The sequence below is a fragment of the Streptomyces sp. NBC_01426 genome (genome assembly GCF_036231985.1).
In the GTDB taxonomy this organism is placed as follows: domain Bacteria; phylum Actinomycetota; class Actinomycetes; order Streptomycetales; family Streptomycetaceae; genus Streptomyces.
The window spans coordinates 6,459,889-6,472,422 of record NZ_CP109500.1 but is presented as its reverse complement, the minus strand read 5'-3'; the positions used below and the strand labels follow the sequence as shown (position 1 = coordinate 6,472,422).

Here is a 12,534-nt window from a genome sequence, read left to right as displayed (position 1 = left end):
CAGGGATGGTCGGGTGGGGGATCATGGGCACATGAGCGAAGACCACACACACGTGCAGGAGTTCTTCGGGGCGCGCGCCGCCGACTGGGACCGCAAGTTCCCGACGGACGGGCCCGCCTTCGCGACCGCCGTGGGCGAGTTCGGTCTGCGCCCCGGAGACCGGGTCCTCGACGCGGGCTGCGGTACCGGGCGCGCCCTGACGGCGCTGCGGGCGGCCGTCGGCCCCTCGGGGACGGTGCTCGGCGTCGACCTCACCCCGCGGATGCTGGCCGCCGCGCGACAGGCCGGCCGGGAGGCCGAGGGCGCTCTGCTGCTGGCGGACGTGGCCCGACTGCCCCTGCGGGACGGGGTGCTGGACGCGGTGTTCGCGGCGGGCTTGATCGCGCACCTGCCCGACCCCGGGTCGAACCTGCGCGAGCTCGCCCGCGTGGTCCGCCCCGGCGGTCGCCTCGCGCTCTTCCACCCGATCGGGCGGGCCGCCCTCGCCGCGCGCCACGGTCGCGAACTCACCCCCGACGACCTGCGGGCCGAGCACAACCTCGGCCCGCTGCTGTCGACTTCGGGCTGGGACATGACCTCGTACGCCGACGAGGACCACCGCTTCCTGGTGCTCGCGACACACCGCCCCTGAGCGACCGCTCCCCCGCGCCGAGGATCCGGAGCCGCCGCCCGTCCCGGCGCTACGCGGGCGGTTGGGCGTCCGCTCCGGCGGGACGGCGCTGATGCGGTACGGGGCAGCCGCCCTGACCGGGTACCGGGAAGGTGCCGAGCTCACCGACGTCGTACCCGTTCGGGTAACCCTTGATCTCCCGGTTCTGGCGGGCGTGGTGCGGCGCCCGGCGCGGCGGCAGCAGCCGTACCGCGCGCCCGCGCAGCCGCAGTGCCCCGCGGACCAGCCGCCGGACCGCCGGGCGCGGGGTCTCGTACCGGAACGCGCTCAGCAGCGAGTCGTCGAGCAGTGCGACGCCGACTCCGCGCATGGCGGGGCCCAGGGGCCCCGGGTACCAGGAGGCCATCAGGTCGAGGGTGGCGTCGGCCACCTCGCGCCCGCCCTCGTCCCAGCCGAAGTGAGCCTCCTCGTAGGCGTTCAGGCAGGCTTCGAACTCCTCGAAGGAATCCGGGATGTCCGGGATGCCCATGTGGCGACCGAGGGTGGCGTAGTAGTGCGCGAAGGCGCGGCGCTCGTGGTGGGTCAGGGGCCGCCAGCCGTAGCAGTCGATCCAGCGCGCCGGGATCACCACGAAGGTGCACAGGACGTACCGCATGTCCTCGTCGGCGATGTCGTAGCTGCGGTGCATCCGGTTGACGCGGCGGATCGCGGTGCGCGCAGTGTCGCTCTCGAATCCGTGCTCCACGACCGCGTCGAGCAGCAGCGCCGTGTCGTCATAGCGCTTCTGCGCGCGTTCGGTGAACTCGGCGGTCTCCGCGAGCAGCCGGCCGATGCTCGGGACCGCGTACGTCCTGAAGAGGGCCAGTTCAAGGGCGCGGGTGATGTCCCAGGGGAATTCGTAGGTGGCGGTCAGCCGGTAGATGGCGAGGAAATCCTCGTCGGGATCGAGCCGGAGGATCTCCCTCAGCCGGTCGTAACGCCGCACCGGAGTCCCTTTCTGTGGCGGGGGCCCAACTCTACGTGCAGGTGGCGGCCTTGAAAATCGACGTCCGCAGGCTCTCGACGGGCGAGTTACCCGCTGGTTAAGGTGCGCCGACGAGAGAGCGACCGCAACGGGAGGAGGCCACGTGTCCGAAGAGGATGACGGGGGCTCGCTGTACGTGCTCACCGCCGTACTGCTGACCCCCACGCAGTTCCCGGGCATCATGGGCGACGACTTCCCGGAGGCCTGCGCGCTGCTGGGCGTGCGGCCGGTCGCGGACGGGTACGGGCTGGTGCTGGGCCAGGACGAGGAAGGCGCCCGCTGGACGGTCGTGGTGGACGACGTCTCGCTCGTCGCCACGGCCATCGCCTCCTGGGACTGCGGCATGGAGTACGACCTGTCCCCGGAGGAGCGGACGATCGTGGTGTCGCTGGCCGGCTGGCCGCTGGAGCTGACGGTCTCCGCGCCGGGCATCCCGGAACCGCACGATCCGGAGCAGGGCGCCGACGGCACCGGCCGGGTGCCGCTCGCGCCCCCGTCGGCCGACACCTGGGGGCCGGTACAGCGGCGGATGGGTGCGGACCAGATCGCCCGGGAGTGGGCGGACTGGTCCGAGCGCGTCGCGACGGACGGCGGGGCGGCGGCCGCCGCACACCCGGGACTGGCGCGGGCGCTCAAGGAGGCCGCGGGGTACGCGGACGAGCCGCCGCCGCCCGGGCGGGTGCGGTCCAGCTTCGCGAGCGAGAACGCGCGCACGCTCCGGGCGGACGGCCCCGGCTGGTCACTGGTCGGTCGCACGGACGGCGCGGCCTTCGTCCTGCTGGACGAGGAGCCGGGCGAGGTCCTCGCGGTCCCGCAACACCCGGACCCGGGGCGGCCCGACGCGCCAGAACTGCCGGACCTGCTGGCGACGCTGGACCGTGTCGCGACACGGCCTGCCTGAGGACGAAGAGCCGCGGGCCACGCATCGCGGGCGGATCGGCCGGCCCCTCGCCGGCCCGCCGCTCCGCGCGGCGCAGGACGGCCCACCGACAGGCCTGCGACCACGTCCGCGACCGCAGGCCTCAGCGCCCGGCCACCGCCACCGCCCGCACCGCTGCCGCCGTCAGCGGCCGATCTGCTTTCTGGACACACCCCGCAGCCGACGCCGCTGGGAGGGGTCCAGCAGGAAGTACGCGAGGGTGGGCACCCCGATCAACACCAGGAGACCCGGCCAGAACCCGACCGTCGCGAACAGCACGATGGCTGCCACCACTCCGGCCACGGCCACCTTTCCGCCTGTGGACATCTGCGGACACCTCCTCCTGCGTCGGCCACTACCCCGCTCAACGCCCCGCTCCCGTCCAGCGTTCCCGGCCGCCTCGCCGTCCTGTGGACGCGGCTCCGGTCACGAGGCGAACGCACTGCGTGAGCGGTGGCCTTGGGGTAACCTCGGCCGCCCCGTACCAGTCGTCACGTTCGAGGATGGCGTGCTCCCCGAGATCTCCGACCTCATCAGCTGCTCGGCCGCCTTCCTGCCGGCCGACCCGCCGCGCGAGGGCCGGCTCCCCTTCTGGCACCCGGCCGACGCGCCCACCGGGGGCGAAGCCGACGCCTCGAACGCCTCGAACGGCCCGGACGGCCCGGACCGTCTCCGCGCCCCGGGCACCGGTGACGCCGCGGCCGGGTCGGCCTCCGGGGCCGTCGGGCGGCTCGACGTCGTGACCGCCGACCCGCGGCAGGTCACCGTCCCCGCACTGCTCCTGCCCGTCGGCGCCGCCCTGCCCCTGCTCACCCGCGCCCGAACCGCCGCCGACACCGGCTCCCACCCGGGCCCCGGGCCCCGGGGCCGCGTCCGACGCGCGGGCGGGCTCCCGCTCCGCATCGGACGGCGCCGGCCGCCCCGCCGCGTTCTGGGGCGCCGCCGCGCTGTTGGCCCTGCGCCTGGTGGCGCGCGGGCTGCTGCTGCGGGCTGCTGCTGCCGGGCCTGGGCCCCGCCGGTCACGACGCCTGGCGCCTCGGGCCCGCTGGGACCGGCCGACCTGGAGCAGATCCGGGAGCTGTCGGCCGCCAGGCCACCCGACGCGCACGGCGTGCCGCTGCCCGGGGACGGGCCGCTCCGGCTGCCGTCGCCCGAACCGCTGCAGAAATCCATAGGAGCGACTGGGGTCATGGGCTCCACGATGATCAGCGCAAAGCCCAGGCGGCAACCCGTCCGGCGCTTTCGCGAGGTCCGGACCACAGGCGTGAAGGAACGAACGGGTGCCGACCCCAAGCGACGAAAGGACATCGTTCTGTGCCTCCTTCTCCTGCCGCTGCCGCTGCCGACCAGGCCATCGCGCTACTGCGCAAGCTCGGTGCTGCGGACATCGTCCATCCGGGCGGCACGCTCATCGCCCATCTCCAGCGCATCCAGGGACAACTCGCCGTATGGGGCGCCCGCCCCGCCCTCCAGCTCGCGGGTCTGTGTCACGCTTTCTACGGCACCGACGGCTTCCCCACCGCCTTGCTGTCTCCGGACAGCCGCACCGAACTTGCAGAGGTGATCGGTGCCGAGGCTGAAGCCATCGTGTATCAATACGCGGCGTGTGACCGAGAGGCCACTTATCCGACGCTCGCGGATGTCGACGGTGCCTTCCGGAATCGGTTCACGGGACGTCTCCACACTCCCCAGCCGCAACTTCGACGAGACTTCGCCGAGTTGTCCGCCGCCAACGAACTCGACCTCGCCCGCATCGACTCCGTCTTCCGCGAGAAGCGGGGAGCCGAACTCCTCGCCCTGTTCACCCGCTTGCAGCCTCTGCTGAGCCAACCCGCTTGGTCGGACTGCCACACGGTGCTTGCCGCAGCCCCGCAGGACTGAGTAGATCGAGGGGGAACCGGTCCGCTGGCAGCTCACTCATGCGGATCTGGACTCCCCAGGCGAGCGGTACCTCTGGTGAGCTCGGACACACCGCGTCAGCCGAAAGAGACACGGTGCCCCACTTGGATCAGCGGTCGGCTGGAGCCGTCACCCCGCCGTACAGCGACACGACCTGTGCGGGACACGGCATCTGCCGCGAGTCAGGCGGTCGTCCGCGAGACCCTCTCCGCGATCTCGGACGCGGACGGGATGGAGCGGCGCGGCCTGGTCGTGAAGCTGTTGACCTCGCTCAAGCAGATCTGCAACCACCCCGCCCGGTACCTGGGAGAGGACACCGGCGCCCCTTCGGGCAAGCTGGACCTGCTCGACGAGCTCCTCGACACGATCCTCGCGGAGGACGGCTCGGTGCTGGTCTTCACCCAGTACGTGGCGATGGCCCGGCTGCTGGAGAAGCACCTCGGGGCCCGCGGCATCTCCTCGCGGTTGCTGCACGGGGGCACGCCCGTACCCCGCCGTCAGGAGCTCGTGGACCGCTTCCAGTCGGGCGAGGTGCCTGTGTTCCTGCTGTCGTTGAAGGCGGTGGGCACCGGCCTGAACCTCACGCGCGCCTCCCACGTCGTCCACTACGACCGCTGGTGGAACCCGGCCGTGGAGGAACAGGCCACCGACCGCGCCTACCGGATCGGGCAGACCCAGCCCGTACAGGTCCACCGGCTCATCGCCGAGGGCACCGTCGAGGACCGCATCGCACGGCTGCTGGAGCGCAAGCGGGCCCTCGCCGACGCCGTCCTCGCGGGCGGCGAGAGCGCGCTCACCGAACTGACCGACGCCGAGCTGGCCGAGCTCGTGGCGCTGCGCTCGAACCCGGCCGGGGAGTGACGTGACGAACACGGACGAGAAGACCTTCCCGGCGCTGCCGCCGCCCGGGCGCGGCTTCGCCGGGACCTGGTGGGGGCACGCGTGGTTGCGCGCCCTGGAGGACGGCGCGCTCGACGGCGAGCAGGTCCGGCAGGGGCGCCGGTACGCGCGCCGGGGCGCGGTCGGCGCCGTGTCGGTGCGGCCGGGCGGTCTGACGGCGGTGGTGCGCGATCCGGACGGGACGGCGCACCGGACGGACGTGCTGGTCCAGCGGTTCACGGAAGCGGAATGGGATCGGGTGGTGGGTCTGGCGGCCGCGGAGTCGGGGTACATCGCGGCGCTGCTGGACCGCGAGGTGCCGCCGGAGCCGGCCGAGGACGCGGCGGAGGCCGGGGTCGCGCTGCTGCCCGGGATCGGGGACCTCGATCCGCGCTGCGACTGCGGCGAGTGGGACCACTGCCCGCACACGGTGGCGCTCTGCCATCAGGTGGCGCGGCTGTTGGACCAGGACCCGTTCGTGTTGTTGCTGCTGCGCGGGCGCGCGGGAGCCGATCTGGTGGACGCGTTGGAGAAGCGCAGCAGCGCGGAAGCGGATGCCCCGGACGAGGCCCCGGACCACGCGGACGAAGGGGTTCCGGCCGCCGAGGCGTTCGCGGCCCGGGCGGCCCTGCCCCCGCTGCCGGCGCTGCCGCGGCTGCCGGACGCACCGGGCCGGCCGCCGACGTTGGACACCGGGACCGAACCCGACCTGGACGTGGACGCGGTGGAGTTCCTCGCGCAGGCGGCCGCGTCGGAGGCGGACCGGCGGCCGGCGGGGCCGCGTCGCCGGCGGTGTGGGAGGACGACTGGACGCCGGACCGGGCCGCCTTGGGTCGGGCGCGTTCCGCGCTCGCGGCGGCGTGGGCGGACACCCGGGAGCCCGAACTGCGCCGGGTACGGGCGCGTTGGAGCTGACGGGCACGGACCGCCGGCTCCGCCTGGGGCGGGACGGCCGCTGGTGGCCGTACCGGCGCGAGGCGGAGCTGTGGGTCCCGGCCGGCCCGTCGGCCCCGGACCCGGCGTCGGCCCTGACGGCGCTGGACCCGGACCAGGCCCTCTAGGTCGTCTCTTTCGGATCTTGCCTGACCCACGCCGCCCGACGGGAACGCGTGCCCGGGGGTCGGGTTCGGTCACGGGACGGCCGGCGTACCGCTTGTCGTGGTGCGGTACCGGTACGACGATGGGGGCGCTCCGGGTTCCGCGGCACCACGGGAGGGTGACATGGGCGATCCGTCGGTGGCGCTGCCGGGCGGGGCCGATCCCGTCGAGCGCACGCGGTTACTGCGGCGGGCCCATGACGTGTTCACCAGGGACGGGCGGGTGGAGGCTCCGGTCCGGGCGGTGATCGCCGGGTCGTGGCGGCGGTGCGCGCGGGCCCGGGTGAACCCGGAGTGCTCGGCCCGGGTGGAGCTGGCGGAGGCGGACCTGCGGTCCTACCGCGAGCAGCATCCGCTGGCCCGGGTGTTGCCGGTGTTCCGGGACCTCGTCGGGGCGTTCGCCGCGCACGGGGCGCACCTGTTGGCGGTGTGCGACGCGCGGGGCAGCCTGCTCTGGGTGGAGGGCGCGCCGGACACGCTGCGGCGGGCCGAGCGGCTCGGCTTCGTGCCGGGCGCGCGGTGGGCGGAGACGGCGATGGGAACCAACGCCCCCGGCACCGCGGTGGCGGTCGGCGAGGCCGTGCAGGTCTTCGGGGCCGAGCACTTCAGCCGCCGGGTGCATCCGTGGACCTGTGCGGCGGCCCCGGTCCGCGATCCGCGCACGGGGCGGCTGCTCGGCGCGGTCGACATCACCGGGGGCGACGGGCTGGCCCATCCCCGTGCGCTGGCGTTCGTGCGGGCGGTGGCCCGGGCGGCCGAGGCCCAACTGGCCCTGATGGAACCGGAGCCGTCGCACGCCCACGTCCCGGACAGCCTCGCCGCGCTCGGCCGGGACGAGGCGCTGTGGGTGGGCGGCGGCCGGGAGGTGGCGCTCGGGCGACGGCACAGCGAGATCATGGCGTTGCTCGCCCACCACCCGGAGGGGCTCTCGGGCGAGGAGCTGGCGATCGACCTGTACGAGGACGAGTCGGTGTCGGCGGTCACGCTGCGGGCGGAGATCTCAAGGCTGCGCGGCCTGTTGGGCCCGGGGAACCTCCTCTCGCGGCCCTATCGCACGGCCGCCCCGCTGGAGGCCGACTTCGCCGTCGTGGCCCGGCATCTCGCGTCGGGTGCCGTCTCGGCGGCCCTCACCGGATATCCGGGCCCGCTGCTGCCCGCTTCGACGGCGCCCGGGATCGTTCGGCTGCGCCGCCGGATCGAGGACCAGGCGCGGGCCGCGGTGATCGCGCGGGCGGACGCGGGGTTGCTGGGCGACTGGGTGTGCCGGCCGTGGGGTGCGGACGATCCGGGTGTGTGGCGGGCGCTGGCCGGTGCGCTGCCGGTGGAGGGGCGCCCGGCCGCGCTGGCCCGCGTGCGCTCCCTGGACCGCGAGCTGTCCGCCGACCGGCCCGCCCGCTGACGCGATCCCCGCCCGGCCTCCGGGCCGACGGTCGTCTGTTCGCGGGTCCGGTCACCGCCCGTCCGCCGGGCCGAGAGTCGCGTGTCGTCCCGGCCTCCGGATGGCGCGGGCCTTCTCAGACGGCGGGGGCTTCCTCGCGGATGAGCCCGGCCACGTGGTCGCTGATCATGTCGAGGATCTCGGCCGCGACCCGGTCGTTGCCGACGACGAGGTGGTGGAGGGTGACCCCGTCGGTCATGGCGGCGAGGTATCGGGCCAGCACGGTGTCGGGGACGCTGAGTTCGAAGGTCATCATGCCGCGGAGCTGTGCGAGGAGCGCGCAGTACGTCTCGGAGTACAGCTCGTACTGGCGCCGCGCCAGGTGCTCGAAGCCGGGCTGGCGCAGAGCGTACTGGGTCAGTTCGTAGGTGAGCATGTGCTCCTCGGGGTGGGCCGCGACATGGTCCCAGTAGGCCTGGAACCCGGCGCGGATGGTCTCCCGGAGCGTGGCCCTCGGCCGGATGGCGTCCTTCACGACGCCCACGTAGTGGGCGGTGATCGTCTCGATGACGGATTCGAGGAGCGCCTGCTTGGAGTCGAAGCAGTAGTGGAAGACGCTCAGCGACACACCCGCCTCGGCGACGATGGAGCGCGTGGTCGTCCTGGGGACGCCGTCGCGGGCCATGGCGCGGATCGCCGCCTCGGTCAATTGCCGGCGGCGGTCGGCCAAGGGCATCCGGGCCATGTGCTGTTCCCTTCGTTCCCCCGCGCCCCGGCGGAGCGCGGAAGGCCGGGGCGGCCGGCTCGGGAATCCCGATCCGGCCGCCCCGGCCGACTCGCAGGCAGGGCCGTCAGCTGCTGAAGACGCCCACCTCGTGGAGGGAGTAGCCCCACTGGGTGCCGCGGCCTTGTCCGTGGACGCGGATGTGGCGTGCCGGGACCCCGGCGAACCGGGCGGTGTCCAGGCCACCGTCACCGGCGGTGGTCGACCAGACCGTCCGCCAGTTCACCCCGTCCGTGGAGACCTCGATGGCGTACGACCTGGCGTACGCGCGTTCCCAGTCCAGGGTGACGCGCTTGACCAGGCCGGTGGTTCCCAGATCGATGCGGAGCCACTGGTCGTCGCTCCAGTCGCTCGCCCAGCGGGTGCCGCGGTTGCCGTCCACGGCCCGGTCGGGGGCGTAGCTCACGAACGGGTTCCATTCGGAGGTGCTGGCCGAGGTGGCGGCGCCCGACGCGAGGTTGGCTCCGGCCTTGTGGCGTTCGGATCCGCCCCAGGTGCGCAGGTAGGACTCCGCTCCGCGGAACATGTCGTCGACGACTCCCTGGCCGCCGACGTTGCGGATGTCCTCGATCCAGTCGGGGACCAGCCCGTAGTGGGACGCGCCGTCGGTGTTGAGGTCCCAGGTGCGCTGCCCGGTGGTCTGCTTGTCGATGACGGAGCCGCCGTCGGTGCTGCGGAACGGGTAGCGCACCGGGTTGGGGGTGTCGGCGCCGCGCGGGCCGGGCCAGCCGCCGACGCCGTTCATGTCGGTGCCGTAGCCGTAGCCGACGTCGTACTTGTCGCGCAGGGCGTCGGTGCGCTTGGCCTCGGCGCTGAATCCCTCGGCCCCGTTCATGTACTGGGCGGCGAAACCGCCGAGCTTGTAGAGGCGTTCGGTCCAGTCGAGGTCCATCCAGCTGTGCGAGGAGATCACGCCGGGGTAGGACTCGGACTCCAGGATGTCGAAGGCCCGTCCGGCGGCCTTGACGCTCATGTGGTCGACTTCGAGCATCATCTTGCGTTTCATCATGCCGCGCACCGCGTACTCGCCGAGGTCGGTGAGGCCGCGGGTGTTGCACTGCGCGCCGGCGGCGTAGGACGGAACGCTGACGCCCGCCGGGAGCTTCTTCTCGGCTTCGGCCGCCGGCGCGAGGCCGATGGGGTTGTCGTGCTGCGGACCGGTGCACGCCTCCGTCTTCCAGAAGGTGCCGGTGGACAGGAACTGGCCCACGTTGATCGCGGTGCCGAGGGCTCCCTGGTCGAAGCGGACCCCGCAGAGGGCGTTGTCGAACTTGTGGCACAGGAACATGCTGCGCACGCCGAGTTGGTGCAGTTCGTCGAGCCCGCGGTCGATGTCCGCCTTGCTGCATTGCGAGATGTCCAGGATCTGCTTGCAGCCGAAGGGCTCGGAGGTCTCCACGCCCAGGACGACGGCCAGTTTGCCCTGCTGGATGACCTCGCGGGCCTGGGCGGAGTCGGTGACGATGCGGAACCAGCCCTTGCCCGTGCCGCCGTACATCTTGTCGATGTAGGCCTGCATGTCGTAGGTCTTCTGGGCTTCCAGCCGGATCGCGGTCATCTCGTCACAGCCGCGGTCCTTGAAGAAGTAGACCGAGCAGATGACCCCGTTGGTGACGAGGTCGTTGACGAGGATCCGCTGTCCGCCGCGCCAGGCGCGTTCGACCCAGGCGTAGTAGTTCTGCTGGTGGGTCAGCGAGTCGTGCGCGGGCCAGTCCTTGAAGGTCGGCCAGCCGTCGGGGTCGTGCTTGCCGTCGCCGCCCTTGGTGATGAAGTCGAAGATCGCGAGCGTGCCGTCGGGGTAGTGCTCGGGACAGTCCTTGAGCGCGTCCGCGATCCCCGCCTCCGAGAAGGGCTTGCCGCAGATGAGCCGACCGCCGAAGCCCTCGTTGGACATCAGGTGGTCGTGGGCGTCGACGAAGCCCCGTACGTTGCCCTGGGCGTCGGTTCCCTTGAAGGGTTCGCCGGTGACGTTGATCTGGGAGTCCGGCCCGGGCCGCGCGGTGGGGTTCCACCACCCGGTGTCGGCCGCGGCCCCCGAGGTGGGGCCGAGCGCCATGGCCAGCATGGCGAGGAGCAGTGACAGCACCGCGATCGGTTTGCGTCTGCTGTGCGGGGATCGGTTCATGGCCACCACTCACGTCCACGGTCGTCGGCGGAGGGCGCGGTCCAGGCACACGGCCGGCCGGGGCGTGAACCGCACGATCCCCGACCAGCCGCTTGTCATGTCCCGCGCAAACAATGTGTCGAGAATCCCGACTCCGACAACCGGAGTCAAGGGTCCGGGTCAGTTGACCTGATGGACCGTCGGATCGATCGTACCCACGGTAACCTCGACGGAATCACGTTCCGTTCGCCCACGTTCCCCGCCCCGCCGAGGCCGCGCCTCCCGCCCGCGGGAGCGGCGACTAGAAGAAGCCGAGCCGCTTCGGGGAGTAGCTGACCAGCATGTTCTTCGTCTGCTGGTAGTGCTCCAGCATCATCTTGTGGGTCTCGCGGCCGATGCCGGACTGCTTGTAGCCGCCGAAGGCCGCGTGGGCGGGGTAGGCGTGGTAGCAGTTCGTCCAGACCCGGCCCGCCTGGATGGCACGGCCCGCGCGGTAGGCCGTGTTGATGTCCCGGGTCCAGACACCGGCGCCGAGGCCGTACGCCGTGTCGTTGGCGATGCGGACGGCGTCGTCGAAGTCGTCGAACGAGGTCACCGACACCACGGGGCCGAAGATCTCCTCCTGGAAGATCCGCATCCGGTTGTCCCCCTCGAAGATCGTCGGCTGTACGTAGAACCCGCCCGCGAGGTCGCCGCCGTGCTCGATGCGCTGCCCGCCCGTGAGGACCTTGGCGCCCTCCTTCAGCCCGATCTCCACGTACGACAGGACCTTCTTCAGCTGCTCCTCCGAGGCCTGGGCACCGATCATCGTGTCCGTGTCCAGCGGGTGTCCCGGCACGATCAGTTCGGTGCGGGCGACGGCCGCGTCGAGGAAGTCGCCGTACCGACCGCGCTCGATCAGGGCGCGCGAGGGGCTCGTGCACACCTCGCCCTGGTTGAGGGCGAACATGGTGAAGCCCTCCAGCGCCTTGTCCCGCAGGTCGTCGTCGGTCGACCAGATGTCGTCGAAGAAGAGGTTGGGGCTCTTGCCGCCGAGTTCGAGAGTGACGGGCTTGAGGTGCTCCGCCGCGTACTGCATGATCAGCCGCCCGGTGGAGGTCTCCCCGGTGAAGGCGATCTTCGCCACGCGCGGGCTGGAGGCCAGCGGCTTGCCGGCCTCCTCGCCGAAGCCGTTGACGATGTTGACCACGCCCGGCGGGAGCAGGTCCTCGACCAGGCCGAGCCAGTAGTGCACCGAGGCCGGGGTCTGCTCGGCCGGCTTGAGCACCACCGTGTTCCCGGCGGCCAGCGCCGGCGCCAGCTTCCACACCGCCATCAGGATCGGGAAGTTCCACGGGATGATCTGGCCGACCACGCCCAGCGGCTCGTGGAAGTGGTAGGCGACCGTGTCGTCGTCGATCTGGCTGAGCGCACCCTCCTGGGCCCGCAGCGCGCCCGCGAAGTAGCGGAACTGGTCGATCGCCAGCGGCAGGTCCGCCGCGAGGGTCTCCCGTATCGGCTTGCCGTTCTCCCAGGTCTCCGCGACCGCGAGGGCCTGGAGGTTCTCCTCCATCCGGTCCGCGATGCGCAGCAGGATGCCGGCCCGCTCCGTGACCGAGGTACGTCCCCAGGCGGGCGCGGCGGCGTGCGCGGCGTCCAGGGCCAGCTCGACGTCCTCGGCGGTGCCCCGGGCGATCTCCGTGAAGGGCGCGCCGGTCACCGGGGAGGGGTTGTCGAAGTACCGGCCCCGGACGGGAGCGGTGTACGCGCCACCGATGTAGTGGTCGTAGCAGGACGCGTACGACATCAGCGCGCCTTCGGTACCGGGCGCAGCGAAACGGGCCATGGAAACCTCCCCTTG

The 12,534-nt window shown here is 72.6% G+C and carries 9 protein-coding genes and 2 pseudogenes; 6 read left to right on the top strand and 5 right to left on the bottom strand.

All coding sequences use genetic code 11. The annotated features are described in order from the left end of the window. Positions 1 to 31: 31 nt before the first annotated feature. On the top strand, positions 32 to 631 hold the full coding sequence (locus OG906_RS28960; RefSeq protein WP_329446954.1) for a class I SAM-dependent methyltransferase: 600 nt from the start codon (positions 32 to 34) through the stop codon (positions 629 to 631). A gap of 49 nt (positions 632 to 680) precedes the next feature. Here OG906_RS28960 and OG906_RS28955 read toward each other — a convergent pair whose 3' ends face one another. Continuing rightward, a complete protein-coding gene (locus OG906_RS28955) occupies positions 681 to 1,595 on the bottom strand; it encodes an oxygenase MpaB family protein (protein ID WP_329446952.1) in 915 nt (304 codons plus the stop codon). A 142-nt stretch (positions 1,596 to 1,737) separates the two neighbouring features. Between OG906_RS28955 and OG906_RS28950 the strand changes: the two genes are divergently transcribed. Continuing rightward, positions 1,738 to 2,535, top strand: a complete 798-nt coding sequence (locus OG906_RS28950; protein ID WP_329446949.1) for a hypothetical protein — start codon at positions 1,738 to 1,740, stop codon at positions 2,533 to 2,535. A 162-nt stretch (positions 2,536 to 2,697) separates the two neighbouring features. Here OG906_RS28950 and OG906_RS28945 read toward each other — a convergent pair whose 3' ends face one another. Further along, entirely contained in the window at positions 2,698 to 2,880 is a 183-nt protein-coding gene (locus OG906_RS28945) for a hypothetical protein (protein ID WP_053683347.1), read from the bottom strand. 987 nt (positions 2,881 to 3,867) lie between these two features. Here OG906_RS28945 and OG906_RS28940 point away from each other — a divergent pair. From OG906_RS28940 to OG906_RS28925, 4 genes and pseudogenes are all read left to right on the top strand, one after another. Next, positions 3,868 to 4,434: a DUF6817 domain-containing protein gene (locus tag OG906_RS28940; protein ID WP_329446947.1), complete on the top strand. Its 567-nt coding sequence runs from the start codon at positions 3,868 to 3,870 to the stop codon at positions 4,432 to 4,434. A 198-nt stretch (positions 4,435 to 4,632) separates the two neighbouring features. Then, positions 4,633 to 5,313: pseudogene (locus OG906_RS28935) on the top strand (DEAD/DEAH box helicase); the annotation flags it as partial. Position 5,314: 1 nt separating this feature from the next. Continuing rightward, a pseudogene (locus tag OG906_RS28930) lies at positions 5,315 to 6,392 on the top strand (SWIM zinc finger family protein). Positions 6,393 to 6,552: 160 nt separating this feature from the next. Beyond that, positions 6,553 to 7,827 carry a GAF domain-containing protein gene (locus tag OG906_RS28925; protein ID WP_329446945.1) on the top strand — a complete coding sequence of 425 codons (1,275 nt, stop codon included), beginning with the start codon at positions 6,553 to 6,555 and terminating at the stop codon, positions 7,825 to 7,827. A 115-nt stretch (positions 7,828 to 7,942) separates the two neighbouring features. Here the strand turns inward: OG906_RS28925 and OG906_RS28920 are convergent, their stop codons facing one another. The 3 genes from OG906_RS28920 to exaC form a co-directional block, all read right to left on the bottom strand. Next, positions 7,943 to 8,551: a TetR/AcrR family transcriptional regulator gene (locus OG906_RS28920; RefSeq protein WP_267798652.1), complete on the bottom strand. Its 609-nt coding sequence runs from the start codon at positions 8,549 to 8,551 to the stop codon at positions 7,943 to 7,945. 106 nt (positions 8,552 to 8,657) lie between these two features. Beyond that, positions 8,658 to 10,715, bottom strand: coding sequence for a galactose-binding domain-containing protein (locus OG906_RS28915; protein ID WP_329446942.1), 2,058 nt, complete (start codon positions 10,713 to 10,715; stop codon positions 8,658 to 8,660). Between the two features lie 280 nt (positions 10,716 to 10,995). Further along, positions 10,996 to 12,519, bottom strand: coding sequence for an acetaldehyde dehydrogenase ExaC (gene exaC / locus OG906_RS28910; protein ID WP_329446941.1), 1,524 nt, complete (start codon positions 12,517 to 12,519; stop codon positions 10,996 to 10,998). Positions 12,520 to 12,534 lie beyond the last annotated feature (15 nt).